At 37.4% G+C, this 24,520-nt stretch carries 28 protein-coding genes; 12 read left to right on the top strand and 16 right to left on the bottom strand.

The annotated features are described in order from the left end of the window. Complete coding sequence (locus MLOOGBEN_RS20955; RefSeq protein ID WP_179160223.1) at positions 1–1,002, bottom strand: glutathione S-transferase family protein; 1,002 nt, start codon at positions 1,000–1,002, stop codon at positions 1–3. A gap of 61 nt (positions 1,003–1,063) precedes the next feature. Then, the gene (locus MLOOGBEN_RS20960) at positions 1,064–1,570 is read right to left on the bottom strand and encodes a GNAT family N-acetyltransferase (RefSeq protein ID WP_179160224.1); all 507 of its coding nucleotides are present in this window, start codon (positions 1,568–1,570) and stop codon (positions 1,064–1,066) included. Between the two features lie 333 nt (positions 1,571–1,903). On the opposite strand from MLOOGBEN_RS20960, the gene MLOOGBEN_RS20965 reads away from it, so the two are divergent. Further along, positions 1,904–2,590, top strand: coding sequence for a class I SAM-dependent methyltransferase (locus tag MLOOGBEN_RS20965; RefSeq protein WP_179160225.1), 687 nt, complete (start codon positions 1,904–1,906; stop codon positions 2,588–2,590). 65 nt (positions 2,591–2,655) lie between these two features. On the opposite strand, the gene MLOOGBEN_RS29415 is transcribed toward MLOOGBEN_RS20965, so the two are convergent. The 4 genes from MLOOGBEN_RS29415 to MLOOGBEN_RS20980 form a co-directional block, all read right to left on the bottom strand. Next, positions 2,656–2,787 carry a hypothetical protein gene (locus MLOOGBEN_RS29415; RefSeq protein WP_256989202.1) on the bottom strand — a complete coding sequence of 44 codons (132 nt, stop codon included), beginning with the start codon at positions 2,785–2,787 and terminating at the stop codon, positions 2,656–2,658. Positions 2,788–2,841: 54 nt separating this feature from the next. After that, the gene (locus MLOOGBEN_RS20970) at positions 2,842–3,279 is read right to left on the bottom strand and encodes a GNAT family N-acetyltransferase (RefSeq protein WP_179160226.1); all 438 of its coding nucleotides are present in this window, start codon (positions 3,277–3,279) and stop codon (positions 2,842–2,844) included. A gap of 22 nt (positions 3,280–3,301) precedes the next feature. Then, the gene (locus MLOOGBEN_RS20975) at positions 3,302–4,171 is read right to left on the bottom strand and encodes an NAD-dependent epimerase/dehydratase family protein (RefSeq protein WP_179160227.1); all 870 of its coding nucleotides are present in this window, start codon (positions 4,169–4,171) and stop codon (positions 3,302–3,304) included. A 154-nt stretch (positions 4,172–4,325) separates the two neighbouring features. Then, a complete protein-coding gene (locus tag MLOOGBEN_RS20980) occupies positions 4,326–4,595 on the bottom strand; it encodes a YggT family protein (RefSeq protein WP_179160338.1) in 270 nt (89 codons plus the stop codon). A gap of 348 nt (positions 4,596–4,943) precedes the next feature. Here MLOOGBEN_RS20980 and MLOOGBEN_RS20985 point away from each other — a divergent pair, with 348 nt between their 5' ends. The 3 genes from MLOOGBEN_RS20985 to MLOOGBEN_RS20995 are packed head-to-tail and all read left to right on the top strand — an operon-like array spanning position 4,944 to position 8,490. Further along, complete coding sequence (locus MLOOGBEN_RS20985) at positions 4,944–5,693, top strand: DeoR/GlpR family DNA-binding transcription regulator (RefSeq protein WP_179160228.1); 750 nt, start codon at positions 4,944–4,946, stop codon at positions 5,691–5,693. After that, entirely contained in the window at positions 5,690–6,616 is a 927-nt protein-coding gene (gene pfkB, locus MLOOGBEN_RS20990; RefSeq protein WP_179160229.1) for a 1-phosphofructokinase, read from the top strand. Before MLOOGBEN_RS20985 ends, pfkB begins: the two co-directional genes overlap by 4 nt. Before the next feature lie 2 nt (positions 6,617–6,618). After that, positions 6,619–8,490 carry a PTS fructose transporter subunit IIABC gene (locus MLOOGBEN_RS20995; RefSeq protein WP_179160230.1) on the top strand — a complete coding sequence of 624 codons (1,872 nt, stop codon included), beginning with the start codon at positions 6,619–6,621 and terminating at the stop codon, positions 8,488–8,490. Between the two features lie 233 nt (positions 8,491–8,723). On the opposite strand, the gene MLOOGBEN_RS21000 is transcribed toward MLOOGBEN_RS20995, so the two are convergent. The 3 genes from MLOOGBEN_RS21000 to MLOOGBEN_RS21010 all read right to left on the bottom strand — a co-directional run bounded on the left by MLOOGBEN_RS21000 (position 8,724) and on the right by MLOOGBEN_RS21010 (position 10,932). Beyond that, on the bottom strand, positions 8,724–9,542 hold the full coding sequence (locus tag MLOOGBEN_RS21000; RefSeq protein ID WP_179160231.1) for an HAD family hydrolase: 819 nt from the start codon (positions 9,540–9,542) through the stop codon (positions 8,724–8,726). Between the two features lie 98 nt (positions 9,543–9,640). After that, positions 9,641–10,084, bottom strand: coding sequence for a hypothetical protein (locus MLOOGBEN_RS21005; protein WP_256989203.1), 444 nt, complete (start codon positions 10,082–10,084; stop codon positions 9,641–9,643). A 653-nt stretch (positions 10,085–10,737) separates the two neighbouring features. Next, positions 10,738–10,932 (bottom strand): hypothetical protein, encoded by a 195-nt coding sequence (locus MLOOGBEN_RS21010; RefSeq protein WP_218781270.1) that lies wholly within the window; start codon positions 10,930–10,932, stop codon positions 10,738–10,740. 131 nt (positions 10,933–11,063) lie between these two features. Between MLOOGBEN_RS21010 and MLOOGBEN_RS21015 the strand changes: the two genes are divergently transcribed. After that, a complete protein-coding gene (locus MLOOGBEN_RS21015; RefSeq protein WP_179160232.1) occupies positions 11,064–11,270 on the top strand; it encodes a zinc ribbon domain-containing protein in 207 nt (68 codons plus the stop codon). A gap of 25 nt (positions 11,271–11,295) precedes the next feature. After that, entirely contained in the window at positions 11,296–11,565 is a 270-nt protein-coding gene (locus MLOOGBEN_RS21020) for a DUF3949 domain-containing protein (protein WP_179160233.1), read from the top strand. A gap of 265 nt (positions 11,566–11,830) precedes the next feature. On the opposite strand, the gene MLOOGBEN_RS21025 is transcribed toward MLOOGBEN_RS21020, so the two are convergent. From MLOOGBEN_RS21025 to MLOOGBEN_RS21045, 5 genes are all read right to left on the bottom strand, one after another. Next, the gene (locus MLOOGBEN_RS21025; protein WP_179160234.1) at positions 11,831–12,232 is read right to left on the bottom strand and encodes a hypothetical protein; all 402 of its coding nucleotides are present in this window, start codon (positions 12,230–12,232) and stop codon (positions 11,831–11,833) included. A 3-nt stretch (positions 12,233–12,235) separates the two neighbouring features. Further along, complete coding sequence (locus MLOOGBEN_RS21030) at positions 12,236–13,633, bottom strand: sensor histidine kinase (protein ID WP_179160235.1); 1,398 nt, start codon at positions 13,631–13,633, stop codon at positions 12,236–12,238. Beyond that, positions 13,630–14,301, bottom strand: a complete 672-nt coding sequence (locus MLOOGBEN_RS21035; protein ID WP_179160236.1) for a response regulator transcription factor — start codon at positions 14,299–14,301, stop codon at positions 13,630–13,632. The genes MLOOGBEN_RS21030 and MLOOGBEN_RS21035 overlap by 4 nt, the downstream gene beginning before the upstream one ends. Before the next feature lie 59 nt (positions 14,302–14,360). After that, the gene (locus tag MLOOGBEN_RS21040) at positions 14,361–16,478 is read right to left on the bottom strand and encodes an MMPL family transporter (protein WP_179160237.1); all 2,118 of its coding nucleotides are present in this window, start codon (positions 16,476–16,478) and stop codon (positions 14,361–14,363) included. A gap of 230 nt (positions 16,479–16,708) precedes the next feature. Next, positions 16,709–17,116: an NUDIX hydrolase gene (locus tag MLOOGBEN_RS21045; RefSeq protein ID WP_179160238.1), complete on the bottom strand. Its 408-nt coding sequence runs from the start codon at positions 17,114–17,116 to the stop codon at positions 16,709–16,711. Positions 17,117–17,203: 87 nt separating this feature from the next. Between MLOOGBEN_RS21045 and MLOOGBEN_RS21050 the strand changes: the two genes are divergently transcribed. The 5 genes from MLOOGBEN_RS21050 (at position 17,204) to MLOOGBEN_RS21070 (ending at position 20,770) form a co-directional block, all read left to right on the top strand. Beyond that, positions 17,204–17,353 (top strand): hypothetical protein, encoded by a 150-nt coding sequence (locus tag MLOOGBEN_RS21050; protein ID WP_179160239.1) that lies wholly within the window; start codon positions 17,204–17,206, stop codon positions 17,351–17,353. Between the two features lie 190 nt (positions 17,354–17,543). Then, the gene (locus MLOOGBEN_RS21055) at positions 17,544–18,797 is read left to right on the top strand and encodes a dicarboxylate/amino acid:cation symporter (RefSeq protein WP_179160240.1); all 1,254 of its coding nucleotides are present in this window, start codon (positions 17,544–17,546) and stop codon (positions 18,795–18,797) included. A 249-nt stretch (positions 18,798–19,046) separates the two neighbouring features. Next, complete coding sequence (locus MLOOGBEN_RS21060; protein WP_179160241.1) at positions 19,047–19,676, top strand: chromate transporter; 630 nt, start codon at positions 19,047–19,049, stop codon at positions 19,674–19,676. Between the two features lie 19 nt (positions 19,677–19,695). Further along, the gene (locus tag MLOOGBEN_RS21065; RefSeq protein ID WP_179160340.1) at positions 19,696–20,238 is read left to right on the top strand and encodes a chromate transporter; all 543 of its coding nucleotides are present in this window, start codon (positions 19,696–19,698) and stop codon (positions 20,236–20,238) included. Positions 20,239–20,467: 229 nt separating this feature from the next. Next, positions 20,468–20,770 (top strand): hypothetical protein, encoded by a 303-nt coding sequence (locus MLOOGBEN_RS21070; RefSeq protein WP_179160242.1) that lies wholly within the window; start codon positions 20,468–20,470, stop codon positions 20,768–20,770. A 695-nt stretch (positions 20,771–21,465) separates the two neighbouring features. On the opposite strand, the gene MLOOGBEN_RS21075 is transcribed toward MLOOGBEN_RS21070, so the two are convergent. Beyond that, complete coding sequence (locus MLOOGBEN_RS21075) at positions 21,466–22,179, bottom strand: response regulator (RefSeq protein ID WP_179160243.1); 714 nt, start codon at positions 22,177–22,179, stop codon at positions 21,466–21,468. Beyond that, on the bottom strand, positions 22,172–23,782 hold the full coding sequence (gene dcuS, locus MLOOGBEN_RS21080) for a DcuS/MalK family sensor histidine kinase (RefSeq protein WP_179160244.1): 1,611 nt from the start codon (positions 23,780–23,782) through the stop codon (positions 22,172–22,174). The genes MLOOGBEN_RS21075 and dcuS overlap by 8 nt, the downstream gene beginning before the upstream one ends. Positions 23,783–24,012: 230 nt before the next feature. On the opposite strand from dcuS, the gene MLOOGBEN_RS21085 reads away from it, so the two are divergent. Further along, complete coding sequence (locus tag MLOOGBEN_RS21085; protein ID WP_179160245.1) at positions 24,013–24,519, top strand: DUF2269 family protein; 507 nt, start codon at positions 24,013–24,015, stop codon at positions 24,517–24,519. The last annotated feature ends 1 nt before the right edge of the window (position 24,520 follow it).

Below are 24,520 nucleotides of genomic sequence, written 5' to 3' on the forward strand. Positions count from 1 at the left end.
TTATCGAATGCAAAATTTTTCTTCATTGCCACTTAATTCTTGGCGGTTATGCTGAGATAGAAGCCCTGATAGGTCCGGTCCTTTTGGCAGAATACTATTATGTCCCTTTTGATCATTGCTTGCTATATGATTCGATAGATGATAATGCCTTTTAATTGCATCGAAATCAGTGGTATCACCAAAACCAGGAGTTTGATATAAATCTCGTAAATATCCCCATAGATGTGGAAAATCAACGATTCGATTTCGATTTGTCTTAAATGCGGAGTAATAAGCAGCATCGAACCGGACTAATGTAGCGTATAGCCGTACATCGGAATCGGTAATAAAGTCTCCGAATAAGAAACGTTGTATTGAAAGGCGCTTCTCTAATTCATCTATTCTAGCAAACAAAGTATCATATGCCTGCTCATAAGCTTCCTGAGTTTGAGCAAAACCGCATTTATACACTCCATTGTTCACTTCATGGAAGATGACATCGTTTAAGGCATCAATTTCTTCACGTAACGATTCAGGATATAAATCTGGAGCATTTTCCTTGTGAAAAGGTGCCCAGGCTGTTTCCAGATAGTTTGTTAGTTTAAAATAATCATTGTTCACAACTTTTTGTTCCTTCACATCCACGAAGACAGGAACAGTTGGTCTCCCCGAATAATCCGGAACTGTTTTCTTATAGATTTCACTCATATAGCGAATTCCTAAAACAGGGTCTACCCCGCATTCATCCAAGGAAAATTCCCAGTCTACATGTGGAAGTTTGGGGCGCATCGGACTAGCCGTACCTAAACTGATAACCTCTTCTAATCCAAGTATTCTTCTGACAATCACCGAACGATGTGCCCAGGGGCAGACGGCTGACCATAGTAGTCGATATCTCCCTGCTTCAATAGGCAGTTCACCTTCACCTAATCCAAACGGTGTACTAAATCTATTTTTCTGCCGGTTAAACGAACCATCCGCCTTGATTTCAGCTGCAATACTTCCCTGCTTATTTGCTGTCATTTTATACACCTCATTATTCTTTGTTCATCTTGAACGGTTTCTCGTCTAATGGTAAGTTTGTTCATTTTAAATGCAGCACTCTATGTTCATCATCCAAATAAACGCCATTCAGTTTCATTGCTTTTTCTTCAAGTCCAAATACTTTAAATCCAAGCTTCGTATATAGCTTCTTAGCTGGTTCATTACTCGCAACGACAGATAAATTAATTTTTTCAATAGCTTCAATTGATTTTGCTATAGTAATCGCTTCTGTTAGTAATGCTTTCCCCACACCTGCGCCTTGTTTCTTTGGAGTAACATACATCGCATAAATGTTTGCCCGGTGTTGTATTTTCTCTGCCTTTTCTTGAAGGAGTGTAACAACTCCAATTAGCTCATTACCTTCAAACGCCCCAAAAGTATAATTACCTTCTGTTTTAAAATTACTCTCAACCTGAGCAATCGGATTTTCCCTTTTCATCGCGTCTTCATAACTCGTTAAAAATGCTTCTGGAGCCTGCTGTAATGCTTCTAACCTTAGGTCCCAATATTTTTCTGCATCCGAAGAAGTTAGTTGTCTAATTTCCATGAACATTCTCCTTTTCTTTTAGGGTTATATCAAATATTTTACTAAAATTCAAAAAAGATAGATAACAATACGAGCTAAATCTTTTTTATAGATTATTTATTCCACAGTTTTTGAATAGCTTAACATGTTTATGGGAATTTTAGATAAGTAATAATTTTCTTTAAAGGAGCAGATTTTAGTTTGAAAATCTTACTATTAATTTCTATCCTCTTTTCAATCGGCTCCATAGGTTTCTTCGTCAACACCTTAAACACCTATCTTGGATATATCGAGGTCATATTTTCGTTATTTATTACTGGATTGTAAGTAAATTTAAGGCAGGAGAGAATTTCAATGAAGAATCATTTGAAAGATATTATTGAATGGGACATCCGAAATTGGAGTATATCCCTAAACTATTGGCTAAAAGAAAGCACATTAGATTTAGTAAATAGTACTGCATTAGAAATTGGGAGCCGAAACGGCGGTCTGTCCCTTTGGTTAGCTAATCAAGGATGCAAGGTAACATGCAGTGACGTAACAGGTCCTTCAGATAAAGCTAGACATCTTCATCAAAAACACGGAATTCATCATCTAGTTGAATATAAAGATATTGATGCAACCAATATTCCTTATGAGAATGAAGCGTTTGATATTGTTGTGTTTAAATCAGTATTAGGCGGGATTGGCTACAATAATAATAAGGAGGCACAATGTAAAGCAATCAATGAAATATATCGTGTGCTGAAACCTGGCGGTGAGCTTTTTTTTGCTGAGAATCTAGTTGCCTCCCCTCTGCATGTTATGTTAAGGAAATACTTCACTAACTGGGGAAGTACTTGGAGATATCCCACTATTAATGAAATAGAAGAATTCTTAAATCCGTTTAGTTACCGTAATTACTTCTCAACTGGATTTCTAGCAGCATTAGGTCGAAACGAAAGACAACGAAACATCTTAGGATTAATAGACAATCTATGTGTAAATAAAATAGCTCCGGAAAGATGGAAATACATAGCTGTAGGACTTGCAAAAAAGTAATTGAAACAACCTAAGACAATATCAAAAATAAAAAGAGGCTGTTTCAGCCTCTTTACACACGCAGATTATTTTTCCTTTTTATTATGAGCAGAGCTATTTGTGTTCCCTTCTGTAATAACCCGGTCTATATCAAGATACGGTTTACCACGCAATGCTTCATTTGAAATAATCGTATCATTTTGATTTTCATTATTCATTAAAACTCCCCCCCAATATTTTTCAATAAAGGTAGTTTGTGCAATCTTATCCATTTATATAGAAAAATAGTAAAAGTAATTGGACTCTTTTTTAAATCCTATTTTTTCATACAGTCTCTGTGCGGCTATATTATCTTGACCAGTTTCTAAAGCTAAACCTTTGGCACCTGTCTCTTCTGCAAATTCAATGGCTTTTTGAATTAATTTCTCGCCAAAACCCTTCTTGCGAGCAGATGCATTTACATATAAATCATTCAGGACCCATGATCGTTTCATACTGACTGAGGAAAAGGTCGGATATAGCTGAACAAATCCAATCGGATTACTCTCATCATAGGCAATAAAAACGACTGAATCCTCGTTTAGTAATCTTTCTTTTAAAAAGGATTTTGCAGCTTCAATATCAGAATCTTGTTTATAAAACACCCGATAGGAATCGAATAGCTCTGTTAAAGAATCTAGCTCATTTATTGTTGCCTTCCGAATACTCATGATATTTCCCCCTTTATTTAAACTATGAATAGTGATGTATTAATTTTTTCAAAAGATTATCTAATGAAGAAAAACTGAACCCCATGGACTGAGCAAGACTCGTATTCACCGACCATGATCCAGGCAAATTATAAGGAGATGGGTCACCCTCTACACTTAAAATCGCTTTAGTACCAATTAGTTCCTCAATTAATCCGTTTAATTCGCCCAAACTGATATCTTCCTCAGAACCTGGATTAATCGGACCGTGATAATCGGACTTCGCCATACTTAATAAAAACGCAGCGGCTTTTTCTGAGTCAATAAAACTATATCTAAAGGTAGGATGTTCAATGAACATTGGTTTTCCTTCTTTCACATGCTCTACATGGAATTTCAAACGATTGGTGTAATCGTCTTTTCCAATAATAATCGGAAAACGGACAGCCACTATTGGAAAGTCTGCATTCTGAAAAAGGATTGCTTCCGCCGCTCGTTTTGCTTCCTGATATCCTACATACCCTATGTATTCTCTCCTCGATTTTAATACAGGCTGAAACTCCATTGGATTAAAGCCTTCTTCCGTACTATTCGTCCCAAAATCATAAACGGCCTGGCTAGAAGTAAATATATATTTTTTAACCCTGCCATTCAGTGTTTTTAACGAATCAAGGGCTTCTTGAGAGGAATAGCAGGTTTGATCAAATACAACATCCCATTTCTCATCCTTAAAAGCTTGACCCAAAGACTCTGCATTTTCACGGTTAATAATCAATCTATTAACTTGATGACCAAAGGAATCAGGTGTCAAACCTCTTGTCGCAATGGTCACTTCTACCCCTTCATCTACTAATAATTGCACCAATCTTTTGCCAACAAATTGCGTTCCCCCGAGTATTAAAGCTGACTTCATCAAAATCTCCCCTTTTAATCATCCTATTTCTAGAATATTAACAGTTAAGTGATACTACCAGCATTACCTGATTGTTAGAAAAATTTCAGTATAGAAATAGGGCTTTCCCTACACCTAAATGTAAGTAAAGCCCTGACTTCCATTTCAAGATTAATTAAAAGGCACCTGCCATGATTAACAGCTGTTGTAGACCTGCAAGAGCAAATCGCCCGATAAAGCTGTAGGCCAAAATCGCAACGATTGGTGAAAAGTCAATCATACCTAAAGGCGGGATAAATTTCCTAAAGACAGACAAGTAAGGATTAACAATTCTGCCTATCAAGAGACCGACTTTGCTTGTTTGAAATTGCGGGAACCAAGATCCAAAAATATTAATCAAAATTAACCAATAGTAAATATCATAGATATAATCTGCTACTATCATTATATTTGTGCCCAAATTTATTCTTCCTATCTATAAAAATTTTTTACACTACCTCTACTTGTACATATACGTATTATACTCAATAAGGTTTCAAATATATCTATATTTTTAACTAAAACTGTTTAATTTCAAAAATTTTCGTTAGAACCTAAGTATTATTAAACTATCAGAACTATTTTTATTTCATTTGGGAATAATATCTGTTACAGGGATGCTAAAAATAGCATCCTTTTTTTGGTGTTTTTTGACCGTAAAAGATTGTTTTTGAATTTTTACGATTGATTTTTACCGTTTTTAATTGTAGAATGAAATTAGAAAATAATGAAAGCGTTTTAGGAGGCGGTATCTATGTTAGAACCAGAACGCCATCAAATCATATTAGAAGCATTAAAAGTAAAGAATTCTGTTAAACTTCAGGAACTCGTTGAGCTAACGAATTCCTCAGAATCAACGATCCGAAGAGATCTTATACAGCTAGAAGAAGGAAAACTTCTCAAGCGAGTTCATGGTGGTGCTGCTAGGCTGCAAGGAAAGCTCCAGGAACCAAGTATGACGGAGAAATCCTCCAAAAACCTTCAGGCAAAACGTCAAATCGCTCAGTTTGCCGGAGGTTTAGTGGAAGAAGGTAATTGTATTTATTTGGATGCCGGTTCTACTATTTACGAAATGATTCCTTTTCTTCCAGACAATATTGTGGTTGTTACAAACGGACTATCACATGCAAATGAACTTTTAGAAAAAAACATAAAAACATTTTTAATAGGCGGTTATGCGAAGCCCACTACTAAAGCCTTAATTGGCCGAGGGGCATTAGATAGTCTGGGACATTACAGATTTGACAAGTGCTTTATGGGAGTGAACGGGATTCATTCGCAATTCGGTTATACAACTCCTGATCCTGAAGAAGCAATGATCAAACAACTGGCGATTTCATTATCGAGTGAAGCCTATGTAGTGGCGGATGAATCAAAGTTTTCGGAAGTCGCTTTTGCAAAAATCACCGATCTTCATCAGGCAACGATTATTACAAATGAGTTAGACCTTGATACGAAGGAGCAATATCACAGCAAAACAAAAATTAAGGTGGTTACATCATGATTTATACAGTTACGTTAAACCCATCACTTGATTACATCGTAGAAGTTGATCAGGTAACGCTTGGTGAGTTAAATCGAACAAAAAATGAATCCAAATTTCCAGGTGGAAAAGGAATCAATGTTTCACAAGTATTAAAGAGATTAGATGTAGATAGTTACGCTCTCGGATTTTTAGGTGGTTTTACCGGTGACTATATTGAAGGCTTCTTAACCTCACAAGGAATTCAAACTGACTTTGTGAAAGTCAATGAAGATACGAGAATAAATGTAAAACTCAAGTCAGACAAAGAAACCGAAATAAATGCAAAAGGTCCCAACATTACAGAAGAAAACTTTGAATCCTTAAAAGGAAAAATTAGAGAACTAACAAGCGAAGATACCCTTGTTCTCGCTGGCAGTATTCCATCAACTATGCCGGAGAGTACGTATAAGGAGCTTGTAAAACTATGTAATGCAAATGGAACAAAATTTGTGGTCGATGCAGAAGGAGAATTACTGAAAAAAGTACTTCCCTTACATCCCTTCTTAATCAAACCAAATCATCATGAGCTTGGTGACTTATTCAATACCGTTATCAACTCTTGTGAAGAGGTTATTCCTTTCGGTAGAGAGCTTGTCAAACAAGGTGCCCAAAACGTGATTGTATCTCTTGCCGAAAAAGGAGCTGTCCTAATTAATAAGGACATAGCCTTAATCGCTACTAGCCCAAAAGGTGATGTAAAAAGCTCAGTGGGTGCAGGGGATTCCATGGTGGCCGGTTTTATCGCAGCCTATGAAAAAACAAAATCGCTAGAAGAAGCTTTTCGTTTTAGTGTGGCAGCTGGCAGTGCGACTGCATTTTCGATCGGATTATGCACACGCGAAAAAATGGAAGACTTGCTCCCTCAAGTAAAAATAGAAAAGACAAACCAAAGAGGAGAATGACGATGAGGATTACAGAGCTATTAACCAAAGAAACCATCAACCTTTCATTAACTAGTTCAACAAAAACCGGCGCCATTGAAGAGTTAGTATCAGTTTTAGATCATGCAGGCAAGTTAAATGATCGCACCGAATATAAGAAGGCCATTATGAAAAGAGAAGAACAAAGTACAACAGGTATTGGTGAAGGTATTGCGATCCCCCATGCAAAAACAAACGCTGTTAAACATGCAGCGATTGCGTTCGGGAGATCAAATGCTGGTGTAAACTATGAATCTCTTGATGGACAGCCCTCCCACCTCTTCTTTATGATTGCAGCTACAGAAGGGGCAAACAATACACATTTAGAGGCACTTTCTCGACTTTCAACCATTCTATTAAAAGATGAAGTACGCAAACAACTTTTAGAAGCTAAAAATGCTGATGAGGTCTTAAACATTATTAATTCTCATGATCAAGAAGAAAAAGAAGAAGTACAATCCATGGCAGGCAAGAAACAATTTATTGTTGCTGTAACGGCTTGTCCTACAGGGATTGCCCACACATATATGTCTGCTGATTCGTTAAAAGCAAAAGCAGCGGAAATGGGTGTTGATATTAAAGTTGAAACAAACGGTTCCGGAGGTGCTAAAAATGTGCTAACAGCTGAAGAAATTGAAAATGCTGTTGCCGTTATTGTAGCTGCTGATACAAAGGTTGAAATGAACCGCTTTAATGGCAAGCATGTCATTGAAACGGCTGTTGCCAATGGTATTCGTAAACCAAAGGAACTAATCGAAAGAGCTTTAAAGCAAGATGCACCGATTTATAGCGGCAGTGGAAAATCCAATCAGGAAAGTGAACAAACTGGAAGAGGAGTCGGTTCCACTATTTATAAGCACTTAATGAATGGTGTTTCTAATATGCTTCCATTCGTTGTCGGAGGCGGTATCTTAATCGCCATCAGCTTTATGTTCGGGATTAATTCAGCTAATCCTGATGACCCAACCTATCATCCTATTGCTGAAGCATTAATGACCATTGGCGGCGGAAATGCCTTTGCGTTAATGGTTCCCATTTTAGCAGGATTTATTGCCATGAGCATTGCGGACCGCCCCGGTTTTGCAGCAGGTATGGTCGGCGGAATGCTGGCAACAAGCGGCGGTGCTGGATTCTTAGGCGGGCTTGTTGCAGGTTTCTTAGCAGGTTATTTAGTAGTAGGATTGAAAAAGCTTCTATCTGGCATGCCATCTTCTCTTGAAGGAATTAAAACCATCTTGTTATACCCTTTATTAGGGATTGCTTTAACCGGATTCATTATGTTATTTGTTGTAAACAAGCCTGTTGGTGCATTAAACACCGCTATTTCTGAGTGGTTATCTGGTTTAGGTACAGGAAATGCTGTTTTACTTGGAATTATTTTAGGATTAATGATGTCCTTTGATATGGGCGGTCCAGTTAACAAGGCAGCTTATGTGTTTGGTACAGGGTTATTAGCAAATGGTGTCTATGAACCAATGGCTGCCATTATGGCTGCAGGTATGGTTCCTCCATTAGGAATTGCGATTGCAACTACACTATTTAAGAAAAAGTTCAGCAAGCAAGACCAAGAAGCAGGTAAGGTGAACTATATTATGGGATTATCCTTTATCACTGAAGGAGCTATTCCATTTGCAGCGGCTGATCCGCTTCGTGTCATCCCTTCTGTTATGGCTGGTTCAGCAGTTGCTGGTGCTTTATCAATGATGTTCAGTATTGGACTTCGTGCCCCGCATGGTGGATTATTCGTTATTCCACTCGTTGACGGAAGCTGGATCATGTATTTAGTTGCCGTTGTGATTGGTGCAATTGTTTCTGCATTATTAATGGGATTCTTGAAAAAGCCCGTAACGAATTAAAATAATGACTCTGTTAAACGTGGCTGTTGATTTGTGCTCCAGGCGCTTCGCTTTCCGCAGGCGGTTCGGGAAGCCTCCTCGGCGCTAAAGCGCCTGCGGGGTCTCCCCTGTCCCGTCCTCCTGCAGGAGTCTCGCGCCTTCCGCACAAATCAACAGCGTGCCAATATCAATAATTTGCTTTAACATAGCCAAGAAAAGCCCAATTTCCTATTTAATCGGAAATTAGGCTTTTCTTATTTTACGATTGCTTCTGTATGAAGATTTAGTAAATGACGAACTGCATAAGCAAATCCGTCTTCGTCGTTAGATTTTGTAATAATGTCTGCTTTTCCTTGAACATTTAGTGGAGCATTTGCCATCGCAACAGAAGTAGTTGCTACCTCGAACATTGCAAGGTCATTCCCGCCATCACCAAAAGCAATAATTTCTTCGAAATCAAGATTCATCATTGTCTGGTATCGCAATAATGCTTTTCCTTTATGTGCTTCGTTAGATGTGATTTCTACATTATTGGGGAATGAAGAAGCCATTGAAATATCAAACTTCCCCTCAAGCGCCTTCTTAACCACTTCGACTTTTTCTAATTCATCATGATGGGTTAAAGCGATTAATTTATAGATTTTCAACTGATCTTTATCAAGAACTTCATCATAGTTGAATTCTTTAAAAATAGTATTGAGTTCTTCTTTACTTTTTTTATGGAGCGGCGGTAAAGTGGACGGAAAGCCTCCATAATTGGTATAGACTAAAATGCCAACACCTAATCCCTTTAAGATTGGAAACAGTTCTTTGTACGTTTCAATCGAAATAGTCGCCTCATACAAAAGCTCTTTCGCTGCCGAGAATAATACAGATCCATTGACACAAAAAATAGGAATCTCTAAATTTTGTAATGCTTCTATTTTTATGACATCTGCATAAGCGCGGCCCGTGTTCAAAATAACAGCATGACCTTGTCCACGCAATTCATTGATGGTTTGAAGGTTAGCTTCAGATATATCATGTTCAGAATTTAATAGCGTACCGTCTAAATCGATCGAGAAACATTTCATATAGTAGTCCTCCTATCTATCTCAAAGACTACTATATCAGATATTCGACGATTAAAAAAAGTTTAAATTTTGGAAGGTACATGAAGACTCAGGGGACATTAGTTAGTGGAATGTCCCTGAGTATTTTCATTTTTTCTTTGCTTTAATATATCTTGAATGATTTCCATATGAAAAGCAGCCCAAGCTTTTTCGCGGAAATGGATCATCACACTGACCCCTAACATAAGCAGATATACGATACAAAAGCCTGCCCAAAGCCAGGAGCCATCTTTGAATAGGTAGGAAGCTAATTGCTTCGAAAACAGTAGTAACAACCAAGGAGCAGAAGATACTAAGATTGGAATCATGCCTGATCCGTTATATTCTTTTATCATTCGGTAATGGATTAATTGCAGTGTCTCACTATCTAGAGACAGATATAGAGTTTGAATCTCTTCAATTTCTTTAAATTCCTTTGTTTCCCTGATGATTTCGCCATTATGTATAGTCTTTTTCAATCGCAGAAAAACTTTATGGGCATCGCCTTTTAAAGAAAACATCATCAGCACATCCCCTCCCTATCTTTAAGGTTTCCTAGAGGACTATTCTTTTATTACTAATTTTTTTGAAAGATTGGATTCAATATTACCACTTAATGGCACTATTCTGTTTTCAGAGCATCATGAGAAGGTTCCACTCAAACTAGTTATAAAAAAATTAACGCAATTAGAGCTTTACCTGCGTTAATCGCTGGGATTGGAACGCATTTATATATTGGATATACAGATTTTATTCATTTTCTTCCCGTTTACTTTTTAATCATTTTATATTTGTTAGGATTAGGATTGTCTTATCCTTTTTTAAAAAAGCTGTGTTAAAGCTGAATGTTGATTTTACTGTGTTTGGAAAATAAGCGGAGAATTTCCGTTTAAATTGGGAAATCCCCATATTTCCTTCATAATAAGCGGAGTTTTTCCGCTTATGGTATCCAAATCATTGGATTTTGTCTTATTTAAAGCAGTTAACCGGAAAATTTCCGCTTATATCGGCTTCTTAAGGTTCCTTTATATACAATAGCCGGAAATTCTCCGCTTATGAATGATCAACCCTACACAAAAATCCACAATGAATAATAACACTGCCTTTAAAAAAGAAATAAAAAAGCCGTATCGACAACTCGATACGGCTTTATTTAGGTGTTAGTCAGAAAGGGTTATTACTCTCCCTCATTAACGATAATTTTATAACCCTCTTGTTGCGGTCCATCTTCGTAAACTTCTCTTGAAACGATGTAATAGGTTTCTTCCTTTTCGTCAGTGATCACCATTTCACTTGGGCTCTTATCGACAGCAGCAGCATCTAAGCTGAAATAGCCCATACCCAACATTGAAATATCAAATGGCATGTTCATCCCTCTTTTCTAGTTTTATTGCATTTTACCTTTTTTCATGTAAGGGAACAAGCTAAAATGTGGGATTATATGAAACATTTTGAAATCCAATACGTAAATAAGTGGAAAGGTTTATAACTGGAGGGATAATAATGAGCGAAAAAGGTTGTATAAAATGCGGTTCTAGAGATGCCGGACAAAAGGAAGTTGCCATGACTGGAACGGGATTATCAAAAATATTCGATCTTCAACACAACACGTTTATCGTTATTTTCTGTAAAAAATGCGGGTATTCCGAATTCTATAATAAGAAATCATCCACTTCATCCAATATTCTTGATCTATTTTTCGGGGGCTAAGGTATAAGGAAAGGGGAAATTTTAGATGAGTGAAATATTATTGATATTTGTAGCTGGATACATTCTATTATCTTTAATATTAGTACCTTTTCAATATCGATATATAGAGCAAATGGCAAAGAGGCGCATAGAGAATGAGAAAAAGGGCAAGAGTCAAGGGGAAATGATGGAGGATATGGAATTTGAGGAACAAGTATTGCACGCGAATGTGCAGGGGAACATGCTATTCATTCTCCCTAATATTTTGGCTACAATTGGTTATAAGATAAAACATCGAAAAAAAGCAGTAAGATAACTACCATTTAGAAAAACGGTTTTACTTGTAAAGGGTTCCATTTTGGGGTGCTTTCTAAAAATTCAAGCCAAATTGACATCTGTTTTGGTATAACAATTGGTATATAAAAAAGCAAAACTCACCACTAAGTTGTGGCGAGTCCTGCACGATTATTATCCAACTTCTTCTTATATGATCTTGAACTCTAAAATGTTATATCATCTGTATCAGCTAAAGATAGTCCTATCAAGGAATGCACCCTATTGCCGAGTTATTACTTGAAATTTTAATTTTTATTTTCCTGCTTATTAATGAGAAAAGTGATTGGCACGAATAATAAAAAAGCAAGTAAAAGTAAGCTTCCACCCACGATAAAGAACACCATTACAAAGGCCTCATTAAGATTGAATGGATTTAGATTGTACATCCACATTCCTACGGTCAAACCCAAAGCACCCAGCATTCCTAGTATACTGTGAATGGGTACAAGTTTTTTATATTTAATCGTATATACCTTATAAAAAATCCCCCAGGCAAATACAGATAGCCATCCTACTAATAGAATATGAGCATGAATGGGTCTCAATGAATAATCCATATTTCCTGACATATGTGAGCCAAGAAACGTACCGATTATACCGAATATTGCCGAGAATCGAATTAGCCGTATACTCCAAGTTTGTTCCATGATTTATTCCTCCAATTTTTTCTTCATAATAGGAAGTATAATTGTGAAGGTTGTCCCCTTTGCATCTTTGCTATCAACCTTTACTTCTCCTCCATGCAAGTCAATGATTTGTTTAACGATCGATAAACCAAGTCCAGTACCGTCACTTTTTCTAGATGAATCTACACGGTAAAATCGGTCGAAAATTTGGGTGACGGCTTCCTTGGACATTCCGATCCCTGAATCTCTAACAATGATAGTTAGAAAGGATTCGTTTCTAGATAAGCTAATCCAAATACTGCCTCCATGTGTATTATACTTTATCGCATTTGTTAACAAGTTGTCCCAGACGTTGCTCATAAGTTCCGCATCAACCTTCATCCGAACAGATGGCAGTTTATAAGAAACTTCAATTTCCTTCTCCTGCAGCCGCCATTGATACCTGCGGATAGTTTGTTTAATTTGTTCATCCAATTGGACCTCCGATATCATCATTGGATAAGCTCCTTGATCAAGGGATGTTAATAGCAATAACTGCTTTGTTAGAATCGAAAGCCGCTTTGATTCATGATCAATAACCTGTAAGTATTCTCTGAATTCATGTTCATTTACTTTTTGTGACAATAGAAGTTCTGCATAGCCCTGAATATTCATTAGTGGTGACTGAAAGTCATGTGACACATTATTAATGAAGGATTTTCGGGCTTCATCATTATGTTGTAACTGCTTCTGCATGGTGTTAAAGCTTTCTACTAATTGTCCAATCTCATCATTACGATTAATCGTTAACGGATAATGAAAATTCTCCCGTGTAATCTCTTTAGTCGCTTCCGTTAACTTTGTAATCGGCTGGATCAGATGCTTCGCAAAAAGGATTACCCCACTGATACTGACAACAGTAACCGCTACAAAAAACCATGCTAGAATCATATGAATATCAGAAAAGAGTAGTTTATTATTTGGACGCAGGAACAAGCCGTATTGTTCCCCACTCATTGTGAATGGAATACCTACCGTATTCTCAACATCATTTGAAAAGTGTCCCATCATTAAAAACTTATGGGAAAAGTGGTTCATACCATGGTAGATTTCTTTTTTCGAAAGAACCTTCTTGGCTTCTTTCGGAAGATCCGTCTTGGCAAAAGGCTTGCCAAAATAAGCTTCTTCCCCGGATTCGTTTACTACATATATCTGATATCCAAGATTTCCAATCGATTCCAAGAAAAGCTCGAAGGATGAACGATCAGAATGCATATTCTCAAGGATTAGTGTAACATTTTGTGCAATCTCTACATTTTGCTGATCAATCTTTTGTTTTGTAGATGTCATGTAAATAAAATTTGCTAGTATCATTCCAATCGTAACGCTTATCGTTAGGATCAATAGCGTTGCAACAATGAATTTCCGATATAAAGTTCTCATTTCGTTACCTCTAGCTTATAACCAATTCCTCGAACCGTTTGAATTTCCACCGTTGCATCGTATTTTTTTAAACGTTCTCGGATTCGGTTGATATGAGTATTTAGCGTCTGTTCTCCCCCTTCATAATCAACTCCCCATCCTTGTTCAACTAGGACGGATCTAGGGGTAATCTTATTTACACGTGAAGCTAATAAACTTAATAGTTCAAATTCCTTTAATGGCGGGAGCACGGTTTCTTGATTGATCATTAATTCAAAGTTTTTCCGATCTATCATGAGATTCCCTACTTTTATGACCGTTTCCATGGCACGTTCGACTCGTCGTAACACAACGGCAACACGAAATAGGAGTTCCTTCACCTCAAAAGGCTTAACGATATAGTCCTCTGAACCAGATAAGAAGCCTTTTTCCTTATCATCGATTTGTCCTTTGGCCGTAAGTAGAATAACGGGGATAGAAAAGTCGTTTGATAGGATCTTTGTCAATTCAAATCCATTCATCCCGGGCATCATGACATCAACAATCGCTAAATCAACTGTTTTTTCTTCCAACAAGTCTAATGCTTCTTCGGCATGATTCGCTCTATATACTTGATAGCCTTCTCGGCTTAAGTGGATCGATACAAGCTGTTGAATATAGACATCATCATCGACAACAAGAATCTTCATAATACAAACCTCCTAAAAAATAGAATACAATGGAAGCCCAATGTATTCTATTTTACTGTCTATTTATTATGCGATGCTTGCTTGTCTTTTTCAAATAACAGTATCAAAGCCGGCAGGAGCATCCCACGAACTAGGAAAGTATCAAGTAAAATTCCAACTGCAACGATGAATCCAAATACGAAAAGGTCAGCAATGGGCATCGTGGTCAACGCTGCAAACGTTGCAGCTAGAATAATCCCAGCAGATGATATGACTCCACCAGTATTTCGTATTGCAACTTCAAGAGCATCTTTAACTCGATGAGTCTTCCTTTCTTCTATAAATCTTGAGGCAAGGATGATGTTATAATCGATACCTAATGCTACGAGGAAGATGAAGGCATATACAGGAACTCGAGTACTTAATGCGTCAAAACCAAACAGGATATCGACAAGGAATATACCTAGTCCCAAAGCGGATACATAGGAAAGTAAAATGGTCGCCATCATATAAATTGGCATTTTAATAGAACGAGTTAAGGCAAATAAGAGAACGAGTATGAGTAATGTTTCAAGTGTCACAATTGTAAAGATATCTCTCGTATTCACATCTCGTTCATCTACTAGCTTTGCGGTTACTCCGCTATAGTATGCTTCTCCAGATATTGAAAGATCCTTTAATAGAGTTGGTGTATCTTCACGTAAATCTTTAATAAAATTCATAGATTCCGGAGAGTATGGATTCGATGCTAACACAACACTTAGCTTTAAAGCCTTAGCGTCTTCAGATTGTGCCGTCAAACGGACAGATGCAATATCATCATAATCTTGTAGTTTTTCTGTAAAAGCAGTTACGTCTTTTTGGTCTATCGCTTCATCACTTTCGATTAACAGGGTTGTAGGTGCTAGTTCCCCTTTGTCATATCTTGCCTCTACAATTTCATAACCCACTCGAGAAGGTAAATCCTCAGGAAACTTTTTAACTGTATCAAATTCAAAATCAAGATTAAACATATTAAAAGCAGTAATGAGAAGGAAAATACCAACAATGCCTCCGGAAAAACCTGGCTTATTCACGACAAACTTAGCAATTGGCCCCCAAATTCCATGTTTTACTTCTTTTTCTTGGCCGTACTTTGGAACTTTCGGCCAAAATGCTTTACGGCCAAATAGTGTAAATAAAGCTGGTACCAATGTAATAGATGCTAACATGATGAAGAACATGGCAAGCCCGAATATGGGAGCAAAGTTTTGGTAGTCACGGAAATTAGCGAAGAATAAGATTAACATGGCTGCTAACACAGTTCCTCCTGCAAAAAATACAGGTTCTCCAGTTGCACGCATTGCAACTTTCATCGCTTCATATTTACTTTCTACTTTGTTAAGCTCTTCGCGGTAACGAGAGAATACAAATAGTGAATAGTCAATCACTGCAGCAAAAAGTAAAATACTCATAATGGAGGTGGTTGAGTTATTGATTTCTAAACCGCCTGCTCCCAGTAAGGCAATACTTTGATTCACGACCTGGTAGACAATTACGGTTGCTAGAAGAGGGATAAAGGCAAGTAACGGTGAACGGTAAATCGCTATAAGTAATACTAAAATAATCACGATCGTTGCAAACAATAACACAAAGTCCGCTTGTTCAAACAACTTTAGTGTGTCCCCAGCAATTCCTGCAGGACCCGTGATATAAAAGGACATATTTTCAAACTTATCTGCAATCTTATTCCCTATCTCTGACGCCTTGTCATTGATTTTGGAAAACTCACTATTGCCAAGGCCCTGTTCTAATTCCATCGGAACAATCATCGTTGAACCATCTTCAGAGATAAAGCCTGTTAACGCTTGAGGCGGAAGTCCGCTTATATCAACGATATTCTCAATTCCTTTAATATCTTCTGCTAGTATTCCATTTAGTATTTGTGTGACCTCATCGGTACGGATGTCACCATTTTCATTATGGAATACAAGGATTCCTGGTGTCCCTTGCTCATTTGGAAATATATCTTCTGTCTTTTTCTCAGCTATTATAGATTGTGCTTCATCAGGAAGCGATTGAAAGTTAGATACTTTATAATCTCCAAGCCTCGGTCCCGCACTTAATCCTACCATCAGGACGAGCCAAGCGATAATCGTAATCCACATCCCACGTTTAGTTGAGACCCAATCTGTAATGGGAACTAACAGTTTTCTCAAAATGTAAACCTCCTTTGATATCTTTCAATTATGATCTTACTAATGGAATATAAATTTAATATCAACTTTTGTTTACATTTGTCGAGAAACGGATATTAGTTTAACAATAAATCCCACAAAAAAAGACGTTAATCCTTCCTGGATCAACGCACTCGTAATTAAACTATATATTAACCTTAAATTTTGCATTTAATCAGGAATTTCATCAGAAGCCACTTCGTTTTATGTATTTAAAAACCAATGTAAAAAGGATGATGTTTCTTATCTAAGCAATATTCAATTCTTTGCCTAAAGTTATTCCAGGTGACCATTTCTAAAGCTTCCTCTAGTTTGTAAAAACCAACTTCTAGACTCTCCGGACTGGTTGTTAATTCCCCGCCGATGGGTTTTCCTAAAAATAAGGTATTACAAATCGAATTCTCGATATTTTGAAAGATTCCACAAAACTTAATAACCTCTATGTCTATCCCTGATTCTTCTTTTGTTTCCCTGATTACAGCATCCGTCAAGGATTCCCCTTCCTCCACCTGACCGCCAGGCATTTCCCATCCTCTAAGTGGTCCTTTAATCAGTAATAGTTCATTCTTTTCATTTAATACAATGGCTGCAGCTGAAACAATGTGTTTTGGTGTCACCATTATTTTCCACCCCTCTCTGTCTCTATATTATACTTCTTGAATTTGTCTTTTGCATTTCAACCATACTATTACTTGGAGGTGTATAAAATGCCAAAAAATAATCCTATTGAATATACTGGGAAGGTTCTTAATGAAAGGAATCAACTAACTGGTCCAGATGATTCAGGCAAGGCGTCCTATCCAGAACGACCGAAGAATGTTTCAATTCAAGATTCAAACAGTAAAAAGCGACAATAAGATTCAAGCTGGGCTGCCAATCAATTTTGGCAGCTTTTATTTTTTTTCATTTAAAATACCTCACTTACTTTAATTACAAAACGATTTATAAAGTAATATAAACTATTTTATATGTTCACAAAATTGTAATATATTAATAATTCAACAAATTGAAATCGTTTTCAAAAAAACTTAATTAGGAGGCGTGGATATGAAAATTAATTTTAAGAGTCTCACTACCCAGGTTATTCTGGGGATTTTTCTTGGTATTTTGGTAGGCTTTGTTTTTCCTGAAATTGGCTCGCAGCTAAAGGTGATTGCAGATGTTTTTATAAAACTAGTAAAAATGGTCATTGCTCCAATTATTTTCCTTACAATCGTCATTGGAATCGCAGGTATGGGGGATTTAAAGAAAGTTGGTAAAATCGGCGGGAAGGCATTACTCTATTTTGAAATCGTCTCCACCATCGCTCTTGCCATCGGAATTATTGTGGCCAATGTTTTTAAGGCAGGAAAAGGGATTGATGCAGAAGCTGGAAAAGGAGATATCTCGCAGTACACCGAAAAAGCAGCTGAAACTAGTCATGGGTTTATGGATTTTATCTTATCGATCATTCCTGATAGCTTTATCGGTGCCTTTGCTAATGGTGAACTATTACCTGTACTTCTTTTAGCAATATTATTTGGAGTTTCATTAGCTCACTTAGGTAAAAAAGGAAAACCAATTATCGAGTTTTTTGAAAAAACAGCTGATGTGTTTTTCGGAATTGTTAATATCATTATGAAAGTTTCTCCATTCGCAGCATTTGGCGCGATGGCTTACACAATCGGAGAATTTGGAATTGGATCATTATTGTATCTTGGAAAATTAATGGGCTCCGTTTATCTTACAATGGCTCTATTCATTATCTTGGTTCTCGGCGGAATTGCTAAAATGTTCGGCTTTAGCATTTTCAAATTCATTGCCTATATAAAAGAAGAAATCCTGTTAGTGGTAGGAACTTCATCCTCTGAGGCGGCGTTGCCAAAAATGATGGAAAAGCTTGAAAACTACGGCTGTTCAAAGCCTGTTGTCGGGTTAGTTCTTCCAACAGGATATTCCTTTAACCTTGATGGAACGTCCATTTATCTTTCGATGGCGGCATTGTTCATCGCACAGGCATATGGAGTGGATCTAAGTATTTGGCAGCAAATCACCCTGCTTGCAGTACTGATGTTGACCTCTAAAGGTGCGGCAGGCGTCACAGGATCAGGATTTGTTACACTAGCAGCCACTCTAGCCGTTTTCCCTTCCATACCTGTCGAAGGAATGGCACTGATTCTTGGGGTTGACCGATTCATGTCTGAAGCACGTGCCATCACAAACCTCATCGGAAACGGAGTAGCAACCGTCGTCATCTCCAAAACAGAAGGCGAATTCAACCCCGTACACCAAGTACCAGACAAAAAACAAATTACAGCCTAAACCAAAAAAATGTGAGCCCCTCCGGCTCACATTTTTTTATTCCCTCCTCCCCTTTCAATCACTGTCCGCCTGAGGCGGACAGTGTCCACGGGCGGTGCCTGTCACCTAATTATGTAACCAAATTTCTACAATTTACATTTCTTGCTATTTACCCACACACTCTATTTTGATACCTTTATATATATTGTTAGATTCATAGGTTGAAGGGAGCTTTGATCTCTTTAGATCTTATGGGAAGAAGGATTTATTATGAAAGTGAAGTTCCAATGGAAGTTGCTGCTACAAATTTTTTGGTCTTTTTTTAAGATTAGTCCTGTTACTTTTGGCGGGGGTTTTGCGATGATCCCTTTCATCATAAAAGAAATAGTGGACAAGCGAAAATGGTTATCTCATGAAGACATTACCGATGTGATAGCTTTATCTCAAACGGTTCCAGGAGCGGTTGCGGTGAATTCAGCCACGTTTATTGGTCACCGAATTGGCGGGATTAGAGGAGCACTAGCTGCGATGATTGGCGTTTCCCTGCCTACATTCCTAATTGTTCTGTCTTTAGGCATTTCTTATTTTTTCGTTCAAGATAATCCAAAGCTAGAAGCCGCATTTGTATCAATAAGAGCGACAATTGTAGCCATCATAGTTTATGCAGCTTTTAAAATTGCTAAAACTGCGATTTTCGATAAGACCACTTTCTTTATTATGGCTATCGGTGTCCCTGTACTGTTTTTCATCCATCCAATTGTTGCTATCTTTCTTGGAGCTATCGCCGGATTAGTCGCTATTAAAATTAAACAAAAATTAGGTTACACGATAGACTTGCAAAAAAATAAGGAAGTGGACCCAACCACTGACCCTGACTATTTTATGGGTGCGGGTATTTAGAACGAGGAGGTGCTTATTGATGATATTGTGGGAACTGTTTCACACATTTTTCGTGATGGGATTTGTCTCATTTGGAGGAGGCTATGCCATGATACCTATCATTGAGACAGCCGTTACGGACTACGGATGGATGACTGCGGAACAGTTGACGAATATGATTGCGATTGCTGGAATGTCTCCAGGTCCAGTCGCTGTAAATAGTGCGATTTTAGTAGGATATTCTGCTGCAGGAATCAAGGGGGCTCTCGTCTCTGCGATGGCCATTTTGCTGCCCTCGCTTATCTTAGTCATTCTTGTTGCTGCTCTATTTACCAAACTCCATCATAATCCAGTGGTTGAAAAGATTTTCTATGGTTTAAAGCCTCTCGTAACGAGTTTAATTATCTTTGCTGCGCTTAAATTTGCGCTGGCTAATAACCTGATTACTATCAATATCTCATTCCACTCTATAAGCTTGGTCATCATCTTTGGGCTCTCTTTGTTTGCCTTATTGAAGCTCCGTTGGAATCCTGTCTATGTGATCGTACTTTCTGGGTTGGTAGGTATAGCCCTCTATTCTTAGAAATCTCTTTCATGAAAAAAAAAGTTTTGAAGTACAAAACTCAAAATAGTTGGGGAAATAACAGGTTAATTCGCACAGAAAAAACACCGCAATTAACCCGGTGTTTTTTGTGTATATATAAATTTTTCTTGGTTTTATTAAAACCCCCGTTAGCTCAGCAACAATGTCTAAATTTATTATTCGACTCCTGTACTAAGCTTTCTTCCCGCCCATTTTATGAAAAATAGACATGATGATCCAAATAGCAGTTGGAAGTGCGATTGCTCCAATGATCATAGTCGCTAAAATGTTAACTGCACTGCCCTCGGCATATAACGATATAAAAACAGCTACTAGGAAAAGAAGGACTGGTATAGTTTTAAAAAGATTAACTTATCCTCTTTTTTCTTTTACCTTCCATTTGTTATTGTATGTTGCGATTACAGTCCAGGCTGTTGGAATGGCAATGACAGTGAAAATAACTGCTATATTGTCCTTTATAATCAAAATGAGCCCTTACAATGGGCTCTTCGCTAAATCTTCAATTACATGATGCTCTTTTCAATTATCCTGCTATAAATAAACTGCTCCGGGTACTTTATGGAGCTGCGATGCATTGGATGCAAAATCAAACCTCACAACCAGAAGATTATGTAGAGAACATACTGTATATCATAAAAATGGAAATACATGGATAAATTGGTGTTAATTTTAAACTAAACTCAACCATTTTATTTCTATTCTCAAAATATAAAAGAGCCTGTATTTATATATATAAAAACAGACTCTCTCATATTGTCTTGGCTTCCATCTTTCTTCAACTATTCTGTACTCGAAAACAGAACCCGTTAGGCTGAGCCATTTTTTTAAGGCTGTTTTCGCAAAGATTGTTGTTTTTATTATTGGTTAATAACGTTTTTTGCTTAAGTTGCCACAGGTTCCGACACCATGACTCTTAGATTCATCAAACTTGTCTGAAGTTGCCTCTGGTTCGGACACCATGACTCATAAATTCATCAAGCTTGTCTGAAGTCACCTCTGGTTCGGACACCATGACTCTTAAATTCATCAAGCTTGTCTGAAGTCGCCTCTGGTTCGGACACCATGATTCTTAGATTCATCAAGCTTGTCTGAAGTCACCTCTGGTTCGGACACCATGACTCTAAAGTTCAACAAACTTGTCCGAAGTAACGATTTATTTAGAGTAATTTGTACAGAAAACAACAAAGTTTATGAAAAGAGCCTATTTTAAAGATACATATTTACTTGACTAAGCTTATCCTTCTTCAATGTATAATAATAAACCGGTCTCCCAATCCCATAGGTTAATGATTCTTCAAGAACACCGAGATAGGTTAAATATTTCAAGTATTTCCTGACTGACACTCTTGATATATAGGTACTTTCTGCAATATCATCGGTCGAAAAAAGGGCGCCTTCTTTTGATTTAATCACAATTAAGATATTCTGCAGCGTACTACTGGTTAAACCCTTTGGCAAATCATTGATTGTTTCCCCAGCCGGCCTCTGCTCCGAATGAAGTATTCGATCATCTAATTCTTCCTGGTTAAAAACTTGCTTTTTTTCAAATAAGGCATATTTGTCTTTATATTTCACCAAGGCCTGGTTAAACCTTTCAAACTCAAATGGTTTAATCAAATAATCGACTACGCCCATCCTTATTGCAGTTTGTATTTTTTCTGTGTCTGCCGCAGCGGTAATCAGAATAACATCGACTTCCATCTTTTGTTCCCTAATAAATTGAAGCAGTTCGAGACCATTCGCCCCTGGCATATAGACATCCAGTAAAATGAGGTTCACCTGTTCCTTGTTTAGAAACTCCATTGCATCCTTTACGTTATGAACAATGCCAGATAAACTAAATCCATTCATTTCTTTCAGATACCGCTTATTAAACTCTGCTACCATTGGATCATCTTCGACTATCAGAACCTTAATCATGATTCCACCCCTTTGCCTCGTATGGAATTCGTATATGAATCTCTGTTCCTAGCAATAATTTTGAATCAATCGTCCATTCCCCGCCTAAGTTTTCAATGCTTCTTGTAACGAGGTATAGACCATAGCCACGATTTTCCCCTTTTGTGGAATAACCTTTTTCAAGAACGTTCTTTTGAATCTCATCAGGAATTCCTGGTCCCGAATCCAAAACTTCCATTGTTAATAATTTATCCGAATAATGAAGCGTAATTTCAAGTGTTTTATCGCTGGAATCAGCCATCGCTTCAATCGCATTATCAATTAAATTACCAAGAATGGTGATTAACTCATGGGCAATCCTAGGGTTCGCCGGCTCAGGAATCACAGTATTTACCTCAATGATAAACTCCACATTTTCTTCCCTGGTATAGCTTAATTTTCCCATCAGAAATCCGGCTAGAGCAGGATCTTTAATATGTTGAGTGATGTTTCCTAATTCTTGATTTTGGTGGCCGACTAAAGTGCGAATAAAATCAGATAGTTCATCGTAGTACCTCATTTGGACCATTCCAAGAATAACATGCAGGCGATTCATAAACTCATGAGACTGCGCACGGAGTGCTTCCGCATAGGTTTTCACGCCTGTTAATTGCTCCGCTAATTGCTTGACATCGCTCTTATCCCTGAAGGTTGAAATCGCCCCAACCACCTCGCCATTTACAACTAATGGAGCTCGATTAACGAGGATGGAAACACCGTTAATAGTTTGTTCTTCATCTAGTTCTGGTTTACCTGTCTCAAGAACCTGATTAAGTTTGGTTGATGGCAAATATTCGTGAATTTTCATCCCAATCAGATCTTCAGATAGCCCTGCCTTTTGAAAAATTTGTCGTGCTGATTGATTGACCAGAGTAATGGTTTGTTCTTTATCAACGGCAATGATTCCCTCACGTACGGATTGAAGCATCGTACTCCGCTCTTCAAAAATCTTGGCAATGGCAAAGGGTTCAAGTCCAAATAGGATTCTTTTAATATACCTTGCTAGTAAAATCGCACCAATGACCCCAACAAATAAGCCTAATACCGTAACAGTAAGAATACTCCGATGGCTTCTGCCAAGAGCTTCATCTACACTTGTTAGAGATATGCCGACAGCAGCCACACCTATCTGTTCTCCAGTCTTGTTATAGATAGGTGTAAAGGCACGTAAGGATTCGCCTAATGTCCCCCGGGAGCTTGATACATATTCTTTTCCCTTAAGTGCTTCCTTCTCATCCCCGCCGACAAAATGCTTGCCAATTTGTTTTGGATTAGGGTGCGATTGCCGTATTCCGTTCATATCCATGACAACGATAAACATCATATCAGTGGCAGATTGAATTTCCTTTGTATATTCTTGAATCTCATTTGCCTTCTGGTCGTCCTCCAAGGCGTCTATAATAATCTGAGAGGCTGCAACAGATCTCGAAACCATCCTCGCTTTCTCGTCTTGATGTTTTCTAATATTTTCACTGACGGTATTGCTTATTAATAAATCTGTAATCATTAAAGACATAAGTACTACTAAACAAACAAAGAATATGATGATTGTACTTAACTTAAACTTAAAACGTTGAGTTTGCATCGTAAAACCTCCGCAATTTGAACATTCAGCTTGCTCTATCTACTATTGTAGCAATATTTTTACTAGTAGATTAATTATTTTTAAGATAAGACCACAGAAGTAGAGAGAATTAAGGCTGTGGTTCATTATAAGATTATTTTCTCCCTATTATAATGAATAGTGCATGAAGCGGTAAGGCACATTTTGATAAAAAAATATTTTAAACAATAGGCAGCTTGGGGGTTTGAAAAATGAAGAAAATAGGACCTAAAGGTATGAAATGGCTAAAGATAATCCACGTTTTTCTAGTAGTATTATTTTTCGGAGGAATTTTAAGTTCTTTGGCTTTAAATCTTCATATTGATTTCACAAAATATGATGAGTCCTATCTTGGCTACAAAAACATTATCATCATTAGCGATAATATTGTCAGATGGGGCGCGATTGGAACTTTATTAGTGGGTTTCACTTACGGTTTTTTTACCAACTGGGGGTTTTTCAAGCATAGATGGGTAGGTGTGAAATTTGTTCTATATATGATTCAAACAATCGTTGGGATTTTTGTTGTGGACGAGTTAATGGTAGCTAATATGGAATTATTAGAAACTCAAAAGGAAATGGCCTTAAGTAATCCAATCTTTATTCAAAATCACGAGATTAGACAATATGCGGTCTACTTTCAAGTTCTTGTTACAATTTTCATATTTATTATTTCGTTTTTAAAACCTTGGAAGAAGAAAAAACCTCATTCAAAATAAA

Origin of the sequence: Bacillus sp. EB106-08-02-XG196 (assembly GCF_013396335.1) — a bacterium.
Classification (GTDB): domain Bacteria; phylum Bacillota; class Bacilli; order Bacillales; family Cytobacillaceae; genus Neobacillus.

Bases quoted from the DNA above. Each gene is read 5' to 3' on its own strand.
- MLOOGBEN_RS20955 (WP_179160223.1), bottom strand. From the start codon at position 1,002: ATGACAGCAAATAAGCAGGGAAGTATTGCAGCTGAAATCAAGGCGGAT.
- MLOOGBEN_RS20960 (WP_179160224.1), bottom strand. From the start codon at position 1,570: ATGGAAATTAGACAACTAACTTCTTCGGATGCAGAAAAATATTGGGAC.
- MLOOGBEN_RS20965 (WP_179160225.1), top strand. From the start codon at position 1,904: ATGAAGAATCATTTGAAAGATATTATTGAATGGGACATCCGAAATTGG.
- MLOOGBEN_RS29415 (WP_256989202.1), bottom strand. From the start codon at position 2,787: ATGAATAATGAAAATCAAAATGATACGATTATTTCAAATGAAGCATTG.
- MLOOGBEN_RS20970 (WP_179160226.1), bottom strand. From the start codon at position 3,279: ATGAGTATTCGGAAGGCAACAATAAATGAGCTAGATTCTTTAACAGAG.
- MLOOGBEN_RS20975 (WP_179160227.1), bottom strand. From the start codon at position 4,171: ATGAAGTCAGCTTTAATACTCGGGGGAACGCAATTTGTTGGCAAAAGA.
- MLOOGBEN_RS20980 (WP_179160338.1), bottom strand. From the start codon at position 4,595: ATGATAGTAGCAGATTATATCTATGATATTTACTATTGGTTAATTTTG.
- MLOOGBEN_RS20985 (WP_179160228.1), top strand. From the start codon at position 4,944: ATGTTAGAACCAGAACGCCATCAAATCATATTAGAAGCATTAAAAGTA.
- pfkB (WP_179160229.1), top strand. From the start codon at position 5,690: ATGATTTATACAGTTACGTTAAACCCATCACTTGATTACATCGTAGAA.
- MLOOGBEN_RS20995 (WP_179160230.1), top strand. From the start codon at position 6,619: ATGAGGATTACAGAGCTATTAACCAAAGAAACCATCAACCTTTCATTA.
- MLOOGBEN_RS21000 (WP_179160231.1), bottom strand. From the start codon at position 9,542: ATGAAATGTTTCTCGATCGATTTAGACGGTACGCTATTAAATTCTGAA.
- MLOOGBEN_RS21005 (WP_256989203.1), bottom strand. From the start codon at position 10,084: ATGATGTTTTCTTTAAAAGGCGATGCCCATAAAGTTTTTCTGCGATTG.
- MLOOGBEN_RS21010 (WP_218781270.1), bottom strand. From the start codon at position 10,932: ATGAACATGCCATTTGATATTTCAATGTTGGGTATGGGCTATTTCAGC.
- MLOOGBEN_RS21015 (WP_179160232.1), top strand. From the start codon at position 11,064: ATGAGCGAAAAAGGTTGTATAAAATGCGGTTCTAGAGATGCCGGACAA.
- MLOOGBEN_RS21020 (WP_179160233.1), top strand. From the start codon at position 11,296: ATGAGTGAAATATTATTGATATTTGTAGCTGGATACATTCTATTATCT.
- MLOOGBEN_RS21025 (WP_179160234.1), bottom strand. From the start codon at position 12,232: ATGGAACAAACTTGGAGTATACGGCTAATTCGATTCTCGGCAATATTC.
- MLOOGBEN_RS21030 (WP_179160235.1), bottom strand. From the start codon at position 13,633: ATGAGAACTTTATATCGGAAATTCATTGTTGCAACGCTATTGATCCTA.
- MLOOGBEN_RS21035 (WP_179160236.1), bottom strand. From the start codon at position 14,301: ATGAAGATTCTTGTTGTCGATGATGATGTCTATATTCAACAGCTTGTA.
- MLOOGBEN_RS21045 (WP_179160238.1), bottom strand. From the start codon at position 17,116: ATGGTGACACCAAAACACATTGTTTCAGCTGCAGCCATTGTATTAAAT.
- MLOOGBEN_RS21050 (WP_179160239.1), top strand. From the start codon at position 17,204: ATGCCAAAAAATAATCCTATTGAATATACTGGGAAGGTTCTTAATGAA.
- MLOOGBEN_RS21055 (WP_179160240.1), top strand. From the start codon at position 17,544: ATGAAAATTAATTTTAAGAGTCTCACTACCCAGGTTATTCTGGGGATT.
- MLOOGBEN_RS21060 (WP_179160241.1), top strand. From the start codon at position 19,047: ATGAAAGTGAAGTTCCAATGGAAGTTGCTGCTACAAATTTTTTGGTCT.
- MLOOGBEN_RS21065 (WP_179160340.1), top strand. From the start codon at position 19,696: ATGATATTGTGGGAACTGTTTCACACATTTTTCGTGATGGGATTTGTC.
- MLOOGBEN_RS21070 (WP_179160242.1), top strand. From the start codon at position 20,468: ATGATGATCCAAATAGCAGTTGGAAGTGCGATTGCTCCAATGATCATA.
- MLOOGBEN_RS21075 (WP_179160243.1), bottom strand. From the start codon at position 22,179: ATGATTAAGGTTCTGATAGTCGAAGATGATCCAATGGTAGCAGAGTTT.
- dcuS (WP_179160244.1), bottom strand. From the start codon at position 23,782: ATGCAAACTCAACGTTTTAAGTTTAAGTTAAGTACAATCATCATATTC.
- MLOOGBEN_RS21085 (WP_179160245.1), top strand. From the start codon at position 24,013: ATGAAGAAAATAGGACCTAAAGGTATGAAATGGCTAAAGATAATCCAC.